Source organism: Verrucomicrobia bacterium S94 (genome assembly GCA_004299845.1).
Classification (GTDB): domain Bacteria; phylum Verrucomicrobiota; class Kiritimatiellia; order Kiritimatiellales; family Pontiellaceae; genus Pontiella.
The window spans coordinates 2,766,835-2,785,513 of the sequence record CP036201.1; the positions used below are offsets into that span (position 1 = coordinate 2,766,835).

Below are 18,679 nucleotides of genomic sequence, written 5' to 3' on the forward strand. Positions count from 1 at the left end.
ATCTACGATTTCCCGACGTCCTCGATGCCGGCGAACTGAAAGGCATCAACAACGTCACCCCCGCCGAATCCCTGCTGAGGACCCTCGCACACAAAGCAAAAATGTTCGGCGAAGCCTTCAAATCCATGCACTATAAGCAGAACTGACCCAACCGGCAAACCTCTGCCGGTCCGGCGTTTCCATTTCCTGGAAACGCCTTTTTACTCAACCAGACTTCGTTTGCTCAATGACGTGCTCGCAATCTTTGAAATACGCTTATCACGGGAAACTGAGAGGGATTCTAGAAGGGCGATATCTTCTTCGGAACCGATTTCGCCGAGAGTGGCGATGGCGGCACAGCGAAGTATGGTTATGTCCGAATTATGAGCCAGGTCGCGGGCGGTTTCCAATACATGTATATTTTTGCGTTCACCGCAAAGACGAATGGCAGTAACTCGGTTCGCCAAAGAAGCTTGTTCATCCTGAGCCAAGTTGAGCATCGCGGCATTAATGTCACCCTTATCAAACTCATCATGATCACGAGAAAGCTTATCGAGCGCCAACAGCGCCGCCCCTGCATTCGAATTGTCGCGTTCCCCCAGCGCATCCCAGAGTGTGTCCTGAATTATCTGCAGTTCTTGTGGAGGGACAGCGGCCTCGCTGTCCGCGGTTGATGAGACCAGCGCCTCTCGGCTCCCAGTTTCAGACTCAAAACTTAAAACTTCAGACTGTCTTTCATAGAACGGCTGCATGAACTGGATACAATAATTGCGCCACGTATCATCCTGATTGGGGTTGTTATATCCATTCACCAGCAATTCACCCATACCATCCGGAAGTTCCTTCTGACGAAGAAGAATTTCATAGGCATCATTTCGAATGGAGTTGTAAAAAAGATTCCCCAACTTTGCATCTTCCGGCATTGGCTCATTTAGGAAATCCATCAGAACTGCAATATCATTGGTCGACATCTCCTGCCCAAGTTTCCGCATGGCTTCAAGCCTAGTCTGGTAGCCGGATTTCGGATCAACCACAGTAAATACCGGATGGTTCTCACTCAAACCAGACTCGATTTCCGATTCAGCCATTGGAACTTCCTGGGCGTGCTGCGGACGCGAAACTTCTATCGCAGACATGTTAATCTGTGACTCAGGCTGATCAGCCTGAGTCACAGGACTTCTCGACAAAACATATACAAGTCCGAATACACCAATAACTGCAACTACAAGAATAATTTTTTTCATGAGGGGTCAGTCCTATGATTTAATGTTTTTATAATTCGATCCAATGCATCCCCGCCGAAATCACCCGATTCCATACGCTTCAGAAATGTAGCAAAATTCGTTGCCTTACCCATCCTTAAACGCTCTTTAATCCACTGATTTTTCACACACGTATTCCGGCGCACCAGCCAAGCCACCGCATACTTCTCCGGACCGTTCTTTTTCAGCGCATCCAGATCGGAATCGGCCAATCCGAGAACCTCAAGCCCAAGCTTAACCAGCCGTTCCGCCTCCGCCTCATCACGTAGGAAAGGGGTCAGTCCCGTAATTTAGTAACTTCTCTCAACCGTTCACGCTTCTTTATTAACAGTTCATCCTCAGTCTCATCAATCCGTCTAGGGTATCTCGACAGACAATCCGCCCTCCCCATATGCAGCCGCTCCGCAATCCAGGCATTGGAAACCACCGTGTGCCTCCTGATCAGCCAGGCCAGCAGCGCCTTCTCATCCGCCCCTTCCGCATCCCGTACAGAGACTGCTCATCAAGCTGAAGGCACTCAATACCCTGTTGCAACAACCGCTCCGCTTCAACTTCATCATGCTGCCTCACCTCTTCCCCGCAAAATGATTCCCGTTTCCCTGAAAGCCGGTCAATTCTTTCAAGCATATCAGCTTTGAACTGATCCGCCCCGAAGCACCATCCTCTGCGGAAAAAGGGGTCAGAAAAAGGGGTCAGGAAAAAGGGGTCAGTCCCGTAATCTAGTAAAATGACTTTTCCGAAAAAGGGGTCAGTCCCGTAATCGAGTAAAATGACTTTTCCGACCGTGCTGTTTTCGGTATAAAACTCTCCATGCCAAGGAAACCTAGAATTGAATATGAAGGGGCCATCTATCACGTAATGAGCCGGGGAAATCACCAGGAGGCAATTTACAAAGACGATAAGGACTGCGAAGTATTTTTAGATACGCTGGGTGAGGCGTGTGACCGCACGGGCTGGCGGATACACGCCTTCGTTCTTATGGGGAATCATTACCACCTTTTACTGGAGACTCCTGAAGCGAATTTGGTGGCTGGAATGAAGTGGCTGCAGGGGACGTATACGCAGCGTTTTAACAGTCGGCATAAGTTTTGGGGACATCTATTGCAGGGGCGTTACAAGGCGCTGCTGGTGGATGGGACGGGCGGAGACTATTTTTTGACGGTAAGTAATTATATCCATCTTAATCCGGTGCGGGTGAAAGGATTTGACCCGCGGAAGAGAACTCTGGCGGATTACCGCTGGAGCAGTTTCCCGCTTTATGGACGGCCTTCAAAACGCCCAGACTGGCTTTGTGTGGATCGTACGTTGGGCTGCATGGAACTTGAGGATTCGGTGGCCGGCCGACGGAACTACCGGAGAATTATGAATAAACGGGTTGCTGAAGTCGCCGCAAGTGACAATCCCGTGGAGTTTGATTCGCAATGGAACCATATCCGCAGAGGATGGTGCTTCGGGGCGGATCAGTTCAAAGCTGATATGCTTGAAAGAATTGACCGGCTTTCAGGGAAACGGGAATCATTTTGCGGGGAAGAGGTGAGGCAGCATGATGAAGTTGAAGCGGAGCGGTTGTTGCAACAGGGTATTGAGTGCCTTCAGCTTGATGAGCAGTCTCTGTACGGGATGCGGAAGGGGGCGGATGAGAAGGCGCTGCTGGCCTGGCTGATCAGGAGGCACACGGTGGTTTCCAATGCCTGGATTGCGGAGCGGCTGCATATGGGGAGGGCGGATTGTCTGTCGAGATACCCTAGACGGATTGATGAGACTGAGGATGAACTGTTAATAAAGAAGCGTGAACGGTTGAGAGAAGTTACTAAATTACGGGACTGACCCCTTTCCTACGGGACTGACCCCTTTCCCGTGACCCCTTTCCCTGACCCCTTTCCCTGACCTTTCCCCGGGACTGACCCCTTTCCCAGTCATTCAACAGCCCAGCGTGTAACTGTCTGATGGATCTTTATTATGGAATTATCCCCGTTTTCTTCTGTTCCTTCTTCCATTCCTCCCAAGACTGCTTTCTCTGATAAGGAACAACATGTACCGGAGATTGAACTACTGGAGGAACTCGCACGTTGATCTTCTCATATTCCGAGACCTTCATGTGTAAGACCGCCTCGCTTTGGATCCGTGTAAACACTTTTCCAGTAGATCTGAATGGCGCAAATTTCCGAGCATCAATCTTTGGAGCTTTGATCCTTGCACATATACCCGTTTGCATTTCAATTAAACTTCCTGAACGGTCAATTTTAAAACTATAAGACATCGACGTTTTAGGAAAAAGCTCTGCACTGAACAATAAGGGGATCTCTGCATAAGCATATTCCTTTTGTATATTATGCATGTACAATACCGGATACACATCCCGAACACTTATTTGATCCGGCAGTATTGTTCCCGAGGGAATCCCTGGAAACCATATTATAGACTCGCCGGTATTAACAAAAACAACTGATCCAACGATCTTCTCCTCTGTTACCTTGAAGATTTCAACATGAACCTTCAAACCCGACACTACAGAACCACAATCAGCCCCCTCAGGGATCGTTGAAAAAACTTGCGTTACCCCGGAAAAGAACAAAATTAAACTAATCACCCTCATCTTCACAACAACACCTCATCTCCTGAGCCTGTTGATCCCAATCATCGGCATCTGCCTGTTGCGGTAAATACACCAACGGTAAGGCCCCTGGCATTTCAGACCATCCCGAAACGGAACACGAACTTGTCATGGCATGAAGGTCGCCCCCGTTTCCAACATCCCATGGATCCTCAAAATTATTATTGCTACCTCCATAAAATAAACTGTCTCATTATTCACACCTCTCCAAAATAACAGTCAACGACTTGTGCCACACCTTTCCTCCTCTGCCTCATTATTCAGTTCGGAATGAAAAGCCTTTAAAAGGGCAAATGCCATATCTTCAGTTCTCCACGTTCCATCTTCCCGAAACTTTTGGTGTAATACGGAATCATCATCCAGCCAGTTTTCATAAATCCATAACGCCAGCCATTTATGATAAGTTAACAAAAATCCATCAGGACATGCCCGGATTTCCTGTTTGGCCTTGCTGCTAACTATACGATCCAATTCATCCACAGCTTGATTTATATTATCTACCGTAATGGACTCAGAGGCGCCGTTTCTCAAAGTTATCACCTGCTGGTAGTCCTGCGGTTTTAAACAGTTGTTACTGAAATAGAAAACGCATGGTAGCGCCACTGTTTTGCCTCAGATGGAATTGGACAAAACCTTCGTTCAAGTTAGATAGTACGAATGGAGGACAGAATGCCAAAGAGAAGACACTTCACGGCCGAACAGAAGGCCGACATTGTTATGAGTCACCTGGTCGACCAGGTGCCGGTTTCCGATATCTGTGTAAAGCATGATATTCAGCCGAATATGTTTTACCGATGGCAGGCCGAATTCAGAGCGAATGCCTCTGCCGCCTTCGAGAAAACGGACACGCGTAAACAGAAGGCCCGGCGAAGACAGACCGAGCAGCTCGAAGTGCAATTGCAGAAGAAAGACAGCATTATTGCCTATGTGACAACAGAGCTGATGAAATCAAAAAAAAAGAATGGGGAGATTTAAAAGGTTGGGTGGAGCCGGATCTGCGGGATCGAATTATTGATGACGTATTTGAAATCCGGGAACAGACCGGGCTGGCCCTGAGCTGGCTTCTTGCTAAAGCATCTCTTGGTAAAAGCCGGTTTTATGACTGGCGTAAACGATACGGAAAACTCAATGAGCACAATGGTAAAATACCTCGGGACAACTGGTTGCTGGCGAATGAAACCGAAAAGATTGTTAACTGGTATAAAGAGCATCCGTTTGATGGATATCGCAGGTGCTGCTATATGATGATGGATGCGGATGTTGTTGCGGTCAGTCCGGCCACGGTGTACAGAGTCCTTTCAAAAGCAGGGATGCTGAACAATCGGAACGTACGCCCGTCCAGGAAGGGAACCGGCTTCACTCAGCCATTAAAAGCCCATGCTCATTGGCATATTGATATTTCCTACATCAACTGTGGCGGCACCTTTTATTATCTGTGCACGGTACTCGATGGATTCAGCCGGTTGATCGTTCACTATGAGCTCAAGGAACAGATGAAAGAGGCCGACGTAGAGCTGATTCTTCAGCGTGCGAGAGAAAAATATCCTGATGCGGCTCCGAGAATTATAAGTGATAACGGCCCGCAGTTCATCGCCCGGGATTTCAAGGAGTTTATTCGTCTGACAGGCATGACGCATGTGAGAACCAGCCCGTATTATCCGCAGAGCAACGGTAAGCTTGAGCGTTATCATAAAAGTCTGAAAACCGAATGCATTCGTCCCAGAAGTGCAGAAACTCAGGATGAAGCTCGTCGGAATATTGATGAATATGTTACCTATTACAACACGATCCGCTTACACAGTTCGCTTGGATTTATCACACCCGGGCAAATGCTGGATGGGAAGCAGAAAGAAATATTTGAAGAGCGGGAAATGAAGTTATCGAAAGCCCGGGAAGAGCGCCGAATAAAGCGGAGCAAAATCCGGGAGTTAACCAACTAAAATCGAACCGAGGTTTTTCCAATTCCCGGTGAACCATTACACCACGATGACGAACTTACTGATTGTAATCCATCGAGTACGGCATTTCTGTTCTGTGCCGGAAAATTTTACTGCTCTAATTGCAACCACTGATGAAAGGCAGGCGAACAGAATTCCAGAGAAAACCAGTGTAAACAAAAGGATCAACACTACATGTGCACTCAGCCCTGATCGGTAGGCAATATGCTCCACCAGATTAATTCCATGGTCTGGAATCGGGTAATAATGCTGCGCAGGGCTAAATAACGGATAGTTTGGAACGAGGTTTCTAAACAGCCCTGCCGGCAGAAGAGATAACAGAATGATCAGCAGACTCCTCTGCAACATGACAATAGAGCTTTGGCAGGACGAACATAAAACATGAACCAACAGAAATCCTGCAATAATGAACATTAGGGCCGGAGGGAAAAATATGAGAAAATTATACAGCACATCATCCTCCCGTTTTTTGACCGGATTTTTTACGCAATATTGTTCTTACACACAAATACTGCCCGCCAGCACACAGGACAACGCTTGTTATAAACAGATAAAAAGCAACACTCTCCAAAACCGGAAGCGCATTATTGCTCGGAGAGACTTCTCTGAACACATATTGTCCCACGCTCGAAGAACGGTTACTACCCCATGATGGATTGTAATAGCCGTAAAATTGCCATTCAGTCTCCCTATCCTGATAATCACGCATTACAGGCTCTGGAATCAACAGGGCCGTTGCCCAGATAGAAGCAACCAAAAGACTTCCAGCAATAGAAACATTCGAGAGCACAAAGAGTGCTATATTTGAACGAAATTTGCCGATGCCTGCATTTAAGGCAAGAACTGCCCCAAGCGTTGTCAGCATTACTGTTAATATGATTAACAAAATCAACATCATCGCCAGCTACAAAGTTGTTTTCACAACCCCTCGGTAAAGAAACCATTATTTATCACAACAGAACTCATCACATCCAAGCACATCATCAAGAAAACCTAGATAGGTAAAGTGCTCGTCCCCGGGCTTTTTATGATGCACCCCTCCCTTTTCCAGAACTAAATCGTCTCTACCTGAAGGGGCCTTATCCGGATCTGAAGGTCCGTAAGGATGTGGACCATACCACTTACCTTCTCCGGGATCCTTCAAATCAGGATCGGGATGCGTATGCCAATAGATGTCCAAATCATTTTTAGAGCCGCCCACATCATCAATAAAACAGGGAATCTGTCCTCCATAATCATAATACCGCTCATTTTCGGGACCCCACCTATTCTTAATACTCTGCCACCAGCTCGGATCCTCATTATTCCCGGGAGGAACAGCGCTTGCAAATGGCTCACCTTCCCCATAGGGAGGACCTACAGCAGGGCCGCTTTGAAGCCGATGTTCATTTCCTTCAGGCCCTGTATATATCCCCCCGACCGTTCTTTGTTTTCAGGATCATTGAACGTATCAGCAGCACAGCATAACCTTTGTCGATCCTCCTCAGACAATCCGCCCAGAAAATCCCTCATTTATCGTGTGCTCATTAACCCCAGCACATCAATTTTAGAAATCGTCTGATTTCGAACGACTGCATTCAGATTTTTTCCACCCTGCTCCCGAACCGGATCTCGGCTGGTCCAGCGACCCTGCTCCGCCTGATAGTAGGCATCGCTGCAAACCGGGAGAAGGGCTCACAACAATGTGACAAAAATAAATGCTTTCATCATTCACACCTCACTCAATATCATTGGATAATTTTAACGAGCACTATTGCAAACCAAATAAGCAGGATGACATAGCCCGCGCACATCTTAAGGGTAAGTATTCGTGTTCTCTTTTCATTTTCGCTGTAGTTCCCGGCATTCAGAAGCCCATTGCGTAACTGCCTGGAAAGAGAGATTCGAGTCAGGTATTGCACAGCAAATGTAATCACCGATAAAATAAGCCAAAGCATGCCGACCCATCCCTGCAGAAACTTTTTCTCCTCGGCTCCAGCAGAAAACAGAATATCCCATATTGGGTATTTGAATTCTATCGACGGAGTCGCCGATACCGTCGCATTCAGAACAGCAATCAACAGAAAGCTGAAAATGCACATCAAAAGGACTTCATACGAGCGATAGCTTAACTGAAGCGTATCGGACACATCAGCTGACTGTTGACGCCCTCCCGGAAAGCCATGTCTATGCCGCCAAAATCCCCTTACAGTGCGTACCACAAAAATGCCGGAGAATAGGACAAACGCAGTATAGATAATCTGGAACACTACTGACAGCATGAGCGATATGTATCCCGGTTGTCTCCCAGAGTGTCGTTCAATTGATCAACCATGTCGTCTAGACTTTGAAAAGGCGGAAATTTGTTTCCGTCGGCCTGAATGCATCGGAAAAAAATGTCGCCATTTTTTGTAACCCTCTGTTTTTTCGCGGGTTGGAAAGGCACTGATTCTGAAGCATGGTCGGGGTGGAAATTTTTTTCCGATTAAGTCCCCTCCCCGCGCCCCTCCCGAACCGGCTCCGACATTTATTTCTATTCACTGGCTTCAAACACCTTACAACTTAACGAATTCTCCGTATTTCTGCGGTGGCACACCTGGTGCAATAGGGGCTGTCACCATTTGGGAAGATAGAAACTGAACTGAAATTCAAAATAACGTTAACCAACCAAGGAGAAGCACCATGAGAAAAGTAGCAATCTACGGAAAAGGCGGAATCGGAAAGTCCACCACGACCCAGAATACAGTGGCGGGCCTGGCGGAGGCCGGTAATAAAGTGATGGTGGTGGGCTGCGATCCGAAAGCCGACTCCACCCGTCTGCTGCTTGGCGGTCTGGCTCAGGGCACCGTACTCGATACGCTGCGCGAAGAAGGGGAAGATATTGAAATTGATGATGTCATCAAAGACGGTTTCGGAGGAACCCGCTGTGTGGAATCCGGCGGTCCGGAACCGGGAGTCGGCTGTGCCGGACGCGGTATTATCACATCAATCAATCTGCTGGAACAGCTGGGTGCATATGAAGAGGATCAGGGCCTGGATTATGTTTTCTATGACGTACTCGGTGACGTGGTCTGCGGCGGATTTGCTATGCCGATCCGTGAAGGTAAAGCGCAGGAAATCTACATCGTGGTTTCCGGTGAAATGATGGCCATGTATGCGGCGAACAACATCTGCAAGGGTATTGTGAAGTTTGCGGATGCCGGCGGCGTTCGTCTCGGCGGTCTGATCTGCAACAGCCGTAAAACGGATAATGAGCTTGAGCTGATCACGGAGCTGGCGAACCGGCTCGGCACGCAGATGATTCATTTTGTACCGCGCGATAATATTGTGCAGCACGCGGAACTTAACCGTAAAACCGTTATCGATTTCGCGCCGGAATCCGGTCAGGCCGACGAATACCGCGCCCTGGCCAAAAAGATTGCCGAAAATGAAATGAAGGTAATCCCGACGCCGCTCGAAATCGAAGATCTCGAAGAGCTGATGGTCAAATACGGCTTCGATGCATAACGGTACTGTTTAACCACAGAGCGCACAGAGGCCTCGGAGCACGGCTTCATTAAGTCCTGCACAATCCCATCTCTGTGAACTCCGTGTCCTCTGTGGTGAATATATAAGAGCCTCTAACACACCAATTAACTACCAGGAGAAAACCCATGTCAAAACTGCTCGTACGTTCCATTGTCCGCCCGGAAAAGGCGGATGAAGTAATGAAGTCCCTGCTCGAAGCCGGTTACCCGGCCGTCACCAAAGTTCCGGTATTCGGGCGCGGCAAACAACGCGGCCTGAAGGTCGGTGAAGTGACCTATGACGAACTGCCGAAGGAAATGCTGATGACCGTGATTCCGGAAACCGATAAGGATTTCGTGGTCAAAACGGTTCTGGGCGCGGCCAAAAGCTGCGAGGCCGGAAACTTCGGCGACGGCAAAATCTTCATCTCCCCTGTCGAGGACGTTTACACCATCAGTTCCGGTCTGAAGGAGGATTGATGCAATCAATTCTCCTCCATTTCAAATCTGAAATCTCCAATTTCAAATCGAGCGGAGTGCGTTTATGAAAGAAGTAATGGCAGTCATTAGAATGAACAAGATCAACGACACCAAGCGTGCGTTGAATGAAGCGGGCATCAGCTCCTTCACCGCAACCGGCCGGGTGCAGGGTCGCGGTAAAGGAATGGTCGATTACCGCATCCTCCACGGAGCGGAAGAAGGTGCTCCTGAAGCTATTGCCCAACTGGGCGAAGGCCCCCGCCTTGTCCCGAAACGTCTGATCACCGTAGTGGTGTCCGACGACTGGGTCGAAAAAACCGTAGAAACCATCATCAAAACCAACCAGACCGGCAGCTCGGGCGACGGAAAGATTTTCGTCCTGCCGATTCTGGAAGCAACCCGTGTTAGAACCGGCGAAACCGCAGAAGGCCCTTCCGGCGGTAACGTCCTCGACTCCTCAGGAGGTTTGGAATGAGTGAAGAAAAAAAACTACCCGACCCGTCTGGCCTGAAAGAAGAAATCCTGGCCAAATATCCGCCGAAAATTGCGCGTAAGCGTTCCAAGGCGATGGTGATTAACGATCCGGAACTGGATCAGCAGATTCAGTCCAACGTCCGTACCATCCCGGGCATCATCACCCAGCGCGGCTGCACCTATGCCGGCTGTAAAGGGGTGGTGCTCGGTCCGACACGTGACATCGTCAATCTGGTTCACGGTCCCATCGGCTGCAGCTTCTATGCATGGCTGACCCGCCGGAACCAGACCGATGCCGATGAAATTGTGGAGGGCGGCGCTAACTATATGACCTACTCCTTCTCAACCGATATGCAGGACGACAACATCGTGTTCGGCGGCGAGAAAAAACTGGCGCAGGCCATTCAGGAAGCCTATGACATCTTCAAACCGAAGGCGATCGGCGTTTTCTCCACCTGTCCGGTCGGTCTGATCGGCGATGACGTTCATGCGGTTTCGCGGCAGATGAAGGAAAAGCTCGGCGACTGCAATGTGTTCGGATTCAGCTGTGAAGGGTATAAAGGGGTTTCGCAGTCAGCGGGGCACCATATTGCCAACAATCAGCTCTTCCGCCATGTGATTGGTCTGGACGATTCGCAGCCGGAACATAAATACAATGTAAACCTCCTGGGTGAGTACAACATCGGCGGTGACGGATTTGAGATCGACCGTATCTTCAAGAAGTGCGGCATCAACATCATCTGCACCTTCTCCGGAAACTCCACCATGGACAAGTTTGCCAATTCGCATATGGCCGACCTCAACCTCGTCATGTGTCACCGCTCCATTAACTATATGGCGGAAATGCAGGAAACCAAATTCGGTATTCCCTGGATGAAGGTGAACTTCATCGGTGCCGAGTCCACAGCCAAGGCCCTGCGCAAAGTCGGTGAATATTTCGAAGATGAGGCGCTCAAGGCCAGAATCGAAGAAGTGATTGCCGAGGAAATGCCCTCCGTCAAAGAACGCGTAGCCAAAGCCCGGAAAGTGACTGAAGGAAAACTGGCCATGCTGTTTGTCGGCGGTTCACGTGCACATCACTACCAGGAACTCTTCAGCGAACTCGGTATTAAAACCGTTTCCGCCGGCTATGAATTCGGTCATCGCGATGACTACGAAGGCCGCAAAGTGCTGCCGACAATCAAAGTGGATGCCGACTCCCGTAACATTGAGGAAATCAAGGTGGAGAAGGACGAAACCCGCTACAAACCGCGTGCTTCCGAGGAAAAACTCAAAGCGCTCGACGAAAAGGGGCTGGAAGTCAGCGACTATAGAGGCATGATGCCCGATATGGCCGATCAGTCTCTGATCGTCGACGACATCAGCCATTGGGAAACCGAAAAACTGATCGACTTCTATAAACCGGATATCTTCTGCGCCGGCATTAAGGAAAAGTATGTCGTTCAGAAATCCGGCATTCCGCTCAAACAGCTGCATTCCTACGACTACGGCGGCCCGTACGCCGGATTCGAAGGAGCCAAGAACTTCTATGCGGACATCGAAAAGATTCTCAGCACCAGCATCTGGAAGAAGATCAAGGCACCTTGGCTGTCCCATGAAAACGACCCCTGCATCTGCGCTGAATATGTAGCCTGAAAAATTGCCGATGGCCGATCGATGATTGGCGGTTGAAAACAACGGGCCCAACGGCGACGGAGTTTCACAAAGCGGCAATCGGAAATCTAAAATCGGCAATTAAAATTTAATGGAGAAAATCCCATGTTACTACGACACACACCCAAAGAAGTAAGCGAACGCAAAGCGCTCACCGTTAACCCGGCGAAAACCTGCCAGCCGGTCGGAGCCATGTATGCTGCTCTCGGCGTACACGGCTGCCTGCCGCACTCGCACGGCTCCCAGGGCTGTTGCTCCTACCACCGCAGCACCCTCACCCGCCACTACAAGGATCCGATCATGGCCGGTACCAGTTCCTTCACCGAAGGTTCCTCCGTATTCGGCGGACAGGCCAACCTGCTCCAGGCCCTGGCCAACATGTTCACCATCTACAACCCGGATCTGGTAGCCGTTCATACCACCTGTCTTTCTGAAACCATCGGCGACGATATCGCGCAGATCGTGAAGAAAGCCACGGACGACGGCAAAGTGCCGGAAGGAAAGAAAGTGATTTACTGCAACACCCCGTCCTACGTGGGTTCGCACATCACCGGATTTGCCAACATGTGCACCGGCATTGCCAAAGGACTGGCCGAGCATACCGGTGTGGCCAAAGATCAGGTCAACATTCTGCCGGGCTGGGTTGAACCTTCCGACATGAAGGAAATGAAGGAAATCGCAGCGCGCCTCGGCGCAAACATCGTAATGTTTCCGGATACCGACGGAGTCGTCAACACTCCGCAGACCGGCGAATTCAAGATGTATCCCGACGGCGGAGCCAAAGTAGAGGATATCGCAACAGCCGGCGACAGCATCAAAACGCTCGCCCTGGGCAAATGGGCCTCTGAAGACTGCGCGAAATATCTCGATGCCAGCTTCAAAGTCCCCTACGAAGTCCTCGATATTCCGTACGGACTCTCTGCAACCGACCGCTTCGTGCAGGCACTCGCCTCCGCGGCCAAGGTTGAAATTCCGGAGTCCTTTATCGCAGAGCGTGGACGCCTCGTCGACGTGATCTCCGATATGTCGCAGTATCTCCACGGTAAAAAGGTGGCCCTCTACGGCGACCCCGATCAGCTGCTGCCGCTCACCGAGTTTCTGCTCGATCTCGATATGATCCCCACCGCAATTGTTTCCGGCACTCCCGGTAAAGCATTCAGCAAACGGATCACTGAAATGTGCGCGGAAAAGGCTCCGAACGTCAAAGTGGCAAATGGCGAACGGGCCGATATGTTCCTGCTGCACCAGTGGATCAAGAACGAACCGGTCGACCTGCTGATCGGCAACACGTACGGCAAATACATCGCCCGCGACGAAGACATTCCGTTTGTCCGTCACGGATTCCCGATTCTTGACCGTATCGGCCACAGTTACTTCCCGACTGTGGGATATAACGGCGGCATCCGCCTGCTCGAAAAAATGCTCGGTGTCATCATGGACCGTCAGGACCGCGATGCTCCCGAAACCCGCTTCGAGCTCGTCATGTAGAAAGGCGTTTGAGGTTGGAGGTTTGGAGCATATCGTCCGAGGGTTATTCCCGGCCCGCTCCGTCGGGCGTAGCTCCAGACTTCAAACCATCAACTCCGAACTGCACAATCCTTTGGAACCGGAGCGCGGATAGAGACCTCGCCTCATAACAGAAATCTCTCTCCTCCTCTGTTTACACTCCGCGCTCCGGTTCCGATCTTTAACGCATGATATATTTCACCACAGAGCTCACAGAGAACACCGAAGAAGTGCCTTTTAATATGCTCAATTTGAAATCAGGCATTGGCCCCTGTGGTTTAAAAGAAGTAAAAGGAGAATACGATGAGTGGCGAATTTAATACCGACTATCAGACCTTCATGAACGAAGGCGACAAATATCTCAAAACCGCACAGGGCGGTCTCAAACGTCCCGCAATCTTCACGAACGAGATTCTCTACAACATCATCGGCCTCGCCATCGAAAAACATGTGATGGCCGCCCTCCTGGCAAAACATAAACTGGCCGACAACCACACGTTCACGGACCTCATCGACGCCGCCGATCAGATCGGCGGAATCGGTGACAACATCGCCGAACAGCTCCGCAAATTCGAATCCTACCAGAACATCTGCCCCGTATTCGCCGGCTACCACCGCACCGAACCGCCCGCCGAAGCCATCCCCGAAATGATCGCCACCGCCGAAGCCGTCCAGGCCTGGGCCAAAACACAAATCGCCGCATAGTTTAACCACAGAGGACACGGAGTACACAGAGACTCAGCACCCTTGGATTTAGATTGTTTAATGAAAGAACTTCCCCTGCGTGCTCTGCACCCTTGCGTGAAAATTTATTCGCCTAAGATCTATTAAACCATCGAAGACCCGCCTCCGTGGTAAATAAAAATACAGGACCAGCCATGACTGAAGTAATTGCAAGACCCCTCGGAAAAATCACCGCCATCCTGGCCGACTGCGGTTTCGAAGTAACCTATGCCTACGACGACCTCGTCTTCATCGAACACTCCGCCTTCATGCTGCAGTTTACCGATGATCCAACCGTCCTGAAAATCTTCCGCCACGTCGATGCTGAGCCCGAAGCGGCCGGCGAAGCTGAAAAAACCATCCTCGAAGAACACGCCAAGCAAGGGTTCTCCATCTTACCTTCAGGCAACTACAACATCACTGAAAACGAAGACGAAACTATCAACATCGAATTCGTTTAAATCTCATTGATCCACAGATTTCACGGATTATCAGGATTCAGACAAAACACCACAGCAAATCCCCATCATCTGTGTAATCAGTGGATAGACAAATACGGGCACGGGAGAAAAGCATGAAAACATGGGTCTGTTCAATTTGCGGTCATGTGCACGAGGGCGAAGAAGCACCGAAATTCTGCGAGGTATGCAAAGCCGCCGGTTCAAAATTTATGAGCTCCGCCGTATAAATCAATCCACAGATTTCACGGATTATCAGGATTCAGACAAAACACCACAGCAAATCCCCATCATCTGTGTAATCAGTGGATAACACCCGACTGAAAACATGAAAAAACTCATCTTCTACGAAAAGACCGGCTGTAAGGGTAAGCTGGCCATGAAGTTTGCGACGTTTATGCGGCTGGTAACACTTCCAAGGGTTGGAGATAATGGCAACAATTGTCCCGTAAAACCCTTCCCCGCACCCCATCCCGCTAACGAAACGCCCGGATTTTCCAGTGCCCCATATTATTTGCCCTGAAGCTGTAGAGACGCCGTCCTCGGAGTCCGCATTTCTTCCTCGGAACAGTTTCAACACACAAACGGACAGCGGGGACGTTATCCCGCCAATTCCTTCCTCCTCGCGTCTTTATACCTTTCGGAATTGAAAAATGATTCCCGACATCATTGTAGAACAATTTTAGTGATCGGCCCCAAAAGCCGGAAAAAAATGTCGAAACTTAAGTTAAGTCGTTGTTCTTCTATGAGTTGGAAGAACGCCTCTATTCAGCGTTCGGTTACGCGGAAATTTATTTCCGTAATACGAAGCCGGCTCACCGTCACCTATCCACAGCGCCACAGCCTAATTAATTTCTTATAATCAACAACTTACAAACACACCGCACCTGCATAACACTGCGCTGGCACACCTGTTGCAATAAGGGTACGCACTTACCGGAACAGGATAATGGCTGAAGAAAAAATCAATCTACTCGAAAAGCGCAAAGCCCAGGTGCATGAAGGCGGCGAATTTGCCATGGAGGCGGAAAAGCAGAGCCTCGCCGGATCGGTCAGTCAGCGCTCCTGCAGTTTCTGCGGATCCCGCGTGGTGCTTTATCCGATTGCCGATGCGATCCATATCGTGCACGGGCCGATCGGCTGCGCATCCTATACCTGGGACATCCGCGGCGCCCTTTCCTCCGGTCCGGAGCTGCATCGGTTGAGTTTTTCGACCGACATGCAGGAAAAGGATGTCATCTATGGCGGCGAAGGCAAACTTTATAACGCCATCAGCGAACTGATTGATGAATATAAACCAAGCGCGGCATTTATTTATTCCACCTGCATCATCGGCGTAATCGGCGACGACGTGGAGGCCATCTGCAAAAAGGTGCAGAATGAAAAAGGTATCCCGGTCATCCCTGTTGATTCCGAAGGCTTCAAGGGCTCGAAAAAGGAAGGCTACAAGGCCGCCTGCGATGCCCTGTTTAAAATTGTCGGCGAAGATGAACCCGATGCACAGAAAGTTCCCAAGTCGGTCAATATTCTCGGTGACTTCAACCTGGCCGGCGAAATCTGGATCATTAAGGACTATTACGAACGCATGGGCGTCAAAGTGGTCTCCACGGTTTCGGGCGATGGACGGGTCGATGAAATCCGCAAAGCCGGTCGCGCTCACCTCAATATTGTGCAGTGCTCCGGATCGGTGAGCAATCTGGCGAAGATGCTCGAAACAGAATACGGCACGCCGATGATCCGGGCATCATATTTCGGCATCGAAGATATGTCGAAGGCCCTCTATGACGTGGCCGATTTTTTTGATGACGATGAAATGCGTATGGGTGCACAGCGCGTGATCAAAGAAGAAGTAGCCAAACTGATGCCTCAGCTTGCGCCCTACCGGAAAGATCTTACAGGGAAAAAGGCCGCGGTCTACACCGGCGGCGCCTTCAAGGTCTTTTCGCTGGTACGCTCGCTGCGCACGCTCGGTATGGATGTGGTGGTGGCCGGCTCGCAGACCGGATCGGTGGATGACTATAAACTGCTGACGGAACTCTGCGATCCGGGAACCGTCATTCTCGATGACACCAATCCGCTGGAACTGGCGAAGTATGTAAAGGAAAAGGATGTAGACCTGTTTATCGGCGGCGTAAAGGAACGCCCCATCGCCTACAAAATCGGCGTCGGTTTCTGCGACCACAACCACGAACGTAAGGAAGCACTCGCCGGCTTCATCGGCATGCTCAACTTTGCCAGGGAAGTTCACTCCTCCGTCATGAGCCCGGTCTGGCAGTTCGCACCAAGACGCGCCGGAAAGAAATTAGATTAACCACAGATTGCGGAAGCAATCGCAACAACGAGGACGAAGAAGATGATTGCGAAAAAACACGACAACTCAATCAACGAAATTCTGACCGCCATGTGCATTAAGGATGTCAAAAGAAAGCTTCCCTCGAAAAAGAACCTTAACGATCTCCGTATTTTTACGGGAAGCAAAGGATTCAGGTCATGAGCTGCAACTGCGGAAAAACCTGTGCTCCGGTCGACGATGCGGCCCATGCCTGCACAGCAGATGATAAAGCCAAATGCGGCTGCGGTCCCAGCGGCGGGAATTTCACCACAGCGGGCACGGCGGAACACAGAGACAGTACCTCCGTGCACTCGGTGTCCTCCAGCGAAGCGGGTGGTAAAAAACTTACCGGCGAAAATTTTACAGCCACCCGCAATGCGTGCAAACTGTGTGCTCCTCTCGGCGCCTGCCTTGCGTTCCGTGGAATCGAAGGCTGCCTCCCCTTCCTCCACGGTTCGCAAGGATGCGCCACCTACATCCGGCGCTACATGATCAGCCACTTCCGCGAACCGATGGATATTGCCTCCTCGAGCTTCGGTGAAGAGAGCGTGGTCTTCGGCGGACGCCGGAATCTGTTCGACGGCCTGAACCACGTGATTGAAGGCTATGAACCCGCAGTGATCGGCATCGCCACCACCTGCCTGGCGGAAACCATCGGCGACGATGTGAACATGTATGTGAAGGAATATATTTCCGCCGATGCCAAGCGGGTGAATCTGCCGCATATCCTGCGCGTTTCCACCCCGAGCTATGCCGGCTCGCACGCCGACGGCTATCAGTGGGCGGTGCGCGCTATTGTGGACCAGCTGGCAGTCGACGGACCGAACGAAAAATTTATCGGCATCTTCCCCGGCATGGTTTCCCCGGCCGATCTGCGCCATCTGCGCGAACTGATGGAAGATTTTGAAATGGATTTTTCAATTGTTCCCGATTATTCCGATCCGCTCGACGGACCGGTCTGGGGCGACTACCACAAGATCCCGGCCGGCGGCACTCCGGCCCGCGAGATCGCCAAACTCGGCCGCGCCTCAGCTGTGATTGAACTGGCCTCAACCATTGCCGACAAACAGTCTGCGGCATCGCTGCTCGACGAAAAATTTTCCACGGCCGTTTTCCGCGTCGGCCTTCCCATCGGCATTCGCCAGACAGATAAGTTCTGCAACGTGCTCGAACAGATTACCGGCCGGCCGCTGCCCGCCAAACACGACGCCGAGCGCGGGCGCCTTATTGACTGCTATGTCGACGGCCACAAATACACCTTCGGCAAGGAAGTCGTGATTTACGGCGAAGAGGACTTTGTGGTCGGCATGACCGCCTTCTGCTGCGAGATCGGCCTGAAACCCGTTCTCTGCGCTTCCGGTGGCAAGAGCGGCAAACTCAGCGAATGCATCCGCGAAGCCGCTCCGGAACTGGATCCAGAAACCCCTATCCTCGAAGGCATTGATTTTGCCGAAATCGAGGTAGCCGCTTTCAATCTGAAGCCCGACCTGCTCATCGGCAACAGTAAGGGTTTCAGCCTCAGCCGCAAAACCGGCATCCCGCTGATCCGTTTTGGATTTCCTATCCACGACCGGATCAGCGGGCCTCGTACCCTCCACCTGGGATACCGGGGCGCCCAGCGGCTTTACGACACCATCGTCGACAAACTTATGGAAATGAAACAGGAAAGCAACGACATCGGATACACCTATATTTAATTAAGAATGAGGAACTAAGAATTAAGAATGCATATAGGCGTCGCAGACCGACCATTCT

The 18,679-nt window shown here is 50.5% G+C and carries 16 protein-coding genes and 2 pseudogenes; 12 read left to right on the forward strand and 6 right to left on the reverse strand.

Annotation, left to right across the window (positions count from 1 at the left end; genetic code table 11):
• Positions 1-200 precede the first annotated feature (200 nt).
• Positions 201-1,223 (reverse strand): HEAT repeat domain-containing protein, encoded by a 1,023-nt coding sequence (locus tag EGM51_12070; protein ID QBG48097.1) that lies wholly within the window; start codon positions 1,221-1,223, stop codon positions 201-203.
• An 828-nt stretch (positions 1,224-2,051) separates the two neighbouring features.
• On the opposite strand from EGM51_12070, the gene EGM51_12075 reads away from it, so the two are divergent.
• Entirely contained in the window at positions 2,052-3,068 is a 1,017-nt protein-coding gene (locus EGM51_12075) for a transposase (protein ID QBG48098.1), read from the forward strand.
• 130 nt (positions 3,069-3,198) lie between these two features.
• Here the strand turns inward: EGM51_12075 and EGM51_12080 are convergent, their stop codons facing one another.
• Together EGM51_12080 and EGM51_12085 are read right to left on the reverse strand one after the other, a co-directional pair.
• Complete coding sequence (locus EGM51_12080) at positions 3,199-3,843, reverse strand: hypothetical protein (GenBank protein ID QBG48099.1); 645 nt, start codon at positions 3,841-3,843, stop codon at positions 3,199-3,201.
• A 231-nt stretch (positions 3,844-4,074) separates the two neighbouring features.
• On the reverse strand, positions 4,075-4,386 hold the full coding sequence (locus tag EGM51_12085; protein QBG48100.1) for a hypothetical protein: 312 nt from the start codon (positions 4,384-4,386) through the stop codon (positions 4,075-4,077).
• Between the two features lie 138 nt (positions 4,387-4,524).
• Here EGM51_12085 and EGM51_12090 point away from each other — a divergent pair.
• A pseudogene (locus tag EGM51_12090) lies at positions 4,525-4,758 on the forward strand (transposase).
• Positions 4,759-4,883: 125 nt separating this feature from the next.
• Positions 4,884-5,795 carry an IS3 family transposase gene (locus EGM51_12095; GenBank protein QBG49306.1) on the forward strand — a complete coding sequence of 304 codons (912 nt, stop codon included), beginning with the start codon at positions 4,884-4,886 and terminating at the stop codon, positions 5,793-5,795.
• Between the two features lie 472 nt (positions 5,796-6,267).
• On the opposite strand, the gene EGM51_12100 is transcribed toward EGM51_12095, so the two are convergent.
• The 3 genes and pseudogenes from EGM51_12100 to EGM51_12110 form a co-directional block, all read right to left on the reverse strand.
• Entirely contained in the window at positions 6,268-6,711 is a 444-nt protein-coding gene (locus tag EGM51_12100) for a hypothetical protein (protein QBG48101.1), read from the reverse strand.
• Between the two features lie 614 nt (positions 6,712-7,325).
• Positions 7,326-7,460 (reverse strand): annotated as a pseudogene (locus EGM51_12105) (hypothetical protein).
• A gap of 80 nt (positions 7,461-7,540) precedes the next feature.
• Positions 7,541-8,074 carry a hypothetical protein gene (locus tag EGM51_12110; protein QBG48102.1) on the reverse strand — a complete coding sequence of 178 codons (534 nt, stop codon included), beginning with the start codon at positions 8,072-8,074 and terminating at the stop codon, positions 7,541-7,543.
• Between the two features lie 400 nt (positions 8,075-8,474).
• On the opposite strand from EGM51_12110, the gene nifH reads away from it, so the two are divergent.
• The 9 genes from nifH to EGM51_12155 all read left to right on the forward strand — a co-directional run bounded on the left by nifH (position 8,475) and on the right by EGM51_12155 (position 18,621).
• Positions 8,475-9,299 (forward strand): nitrogenase iron protein, encoded by an 825-nt coding sequence (gene nifH, locus EGM51_12115; GenBank protein QBG48103.1) that lies wholly within the window; start codon positions 8,475-8,477, stop codon positions 9,297-9,299.
• 146 nt (positions 9,300-9,445) lie between these two features.
• Entirely contained in the window at positions 9,446-9,778 is a 333-nt protein-coding gene (locus EGM51_12120; protein QBG48104.1) for a P-II family nitrogen regulator, read from the forward strand.
• Positions 9,779-9,842: 64 nt separating this feature from the next.
• Positions 9,843-10,253 (forward strand): P-II family nitrogen regulator, encoded by a 411-nt coding sequence (locus EGM51_12125; protein ID QBG48105.1) that lies wholly within the window; start codon positions 9,843-9,845, stop codon positions 10,251-10,253.
• Entirely contained in the window at positions 10,250-11,887 is a 1,638-nt protein-coding gene (gene nifD / locus EGM51_12130; protein QBG48106.1) for a nitrogenase molybdenum-iron protein alpha chain, read from the forward strand. Before EGM51_12125 ends, nifD begins: the two co-directional genes overlap by 4 nt.
• A 123-nt stretch (positions 11,888-12,010) precedes the next feature.
• On the forward strand, positions 12,011-13,393 hold the full coding sequence (nifK, locus tag EGM51_12135) for a nitrogenase molybdenum-iron protein subunit beta (GenBank protein QBG48107.1): 1,383 nt from the start codon (positions 12,011-12,013) through the stop codon (positions 13,391-13,393).
• A gap of 321 nt (positions 13,394-13,714) precedes the next feature.
• Entirely contained in the window at positions 13,715-14,116 is a 402-nt protein-coding gene (locus EGM51_12140) for a hypothetical protein (GenBank protein ID QBG48108.1), read from the forward strand.
• Positions 14,117-14,289: 173 nt separating this feature from the next.
• On the forward strand, positions 14,290-14,595 hold the full coding sequence (locus EGM51_12145) for a hypothetical protein (GenBank protein QBG48109.1): 306 nt from the start codon (positions 14,290-14,292) through the stop codon (positions 14,593-14,595).
• Between the two features lie 946 nt (positions 14,596-15,541).
• A complete protein-coding gene (nifE, locus tag EGM51_12150; protein ID QBG48110.1) occupies positions 15,542-16,903 on the forward strand; it encodes a nitrogenase iron-molybdenum cofactor biosynthesis protein NifE in 1,362 nt (453 codons plus the stop codon).
• A 179-nt stretch (positions 16,904-17,082) separates the two neighbouring features.
• The gene (locus tag EGM51_12155) at positions 17,083-18,621 is read left to right on the forward strand and encodes a nitrogenase (GenBank protein ID QBG48111.1); all 1,539 of its coding nucleotides are present in this window, start codon (positions 17,083-17,085) and stop codon (positions 18,619-18,621) included.
• The last annotated feature ends 58 nt before the right edge of the window (positions 18,622-18,679 follow it).

Excerpts from the sequence above, each read along its gene's own strand:
- EGM51_12070 (QBG48097.1), bottom strand. The coding sequence starts at position 1,223 with ATGAAAAAAATTATTCTTGTAGTTGCAGTTATTGGTGTATTCGGACTT.
- EGM51_12075 (QBG48098.1), top strand. The coding sequence starts at position 2,052 with ATGCCAAGGAAACCTAGAATTGAATATGAAGGGGCCATCTATCACGTA.
- EGM51_12100 (QBG48101.1), bottom strand. The coding sequence starts at position 6,711 with ATGATGTTGATTTTGTTAATCATATTAACAGTAATGCTGACAACGCTT.
- EGM51_12110 (QBG48102.1), bottom strand. The coding sequence starts at position 8,074 with ATGCTGTCAGTAGTGTTCCAGATTATCTATACTGCGTTTGTCCTATTC.
- nifH (QBG48103.1), top strand. The coding sequence starts at position 8,475 with ATGAGAAAAGTAGCAATCTACGGAAAAGGCGGAATCGGAAAGTCCACC.
- EGM51_12120 (QBG48104.1), top strand. The coding sequence starts at position 9,446 with ATGTCAAAACTGCTCGTACGTTCCATTGTCCGCCCGGAAAAGGCGGAT.
- EGM51_12125 (QBG48105.1), top strand. The coding sequence starts at position 9,843 with ATGAAAGAAGTAATGGCAGTCATTAGAATGAACAAGATCAACGACACC.
- nifD (QBG48106.1), top strand. The coding sequence starts at position 10,250 with ATGAGTGAAGAAAAAAAACTACCCGACCCGTCTGGCCTGAAAGAAGAA.
- nifK (QBG48107.1), top strand. The coding sequence starts at position 12,011 with ATGTTACTACGACACACACCCAAAGAAGTAAGCGAACGCAAAGCGCTC.
- EGM51_12140 (QBG48108.1), top strand. The coding sequence starts at position 13,715 with ATGAGTGGCGAATTTAATACCGACTATCAGACCTTCATGAACGAAGGC.
- EGM51_12145 (QBG48109.1), top strand. The coding sequence starts at position 14,290 with ATGACTGAAGTAATTGCAAGACCCCTCGGAAAAATCACCGCCATCCTG.
- nifE (QBG48110.1), top strand. The coding sequence starts at position 15,542 with ATGGCTGAAGAAAAAATCAATCTACTCGAAAAGCGCAAAGCCCAGGTG.
- EGM51_12155 (QBG48111.1), top strand. The coding sequence starts at position 17,083 with ATGAGCTGCAACTGCGGAAAAACCTGTGCTCCGGTCGACGATGCGGCC.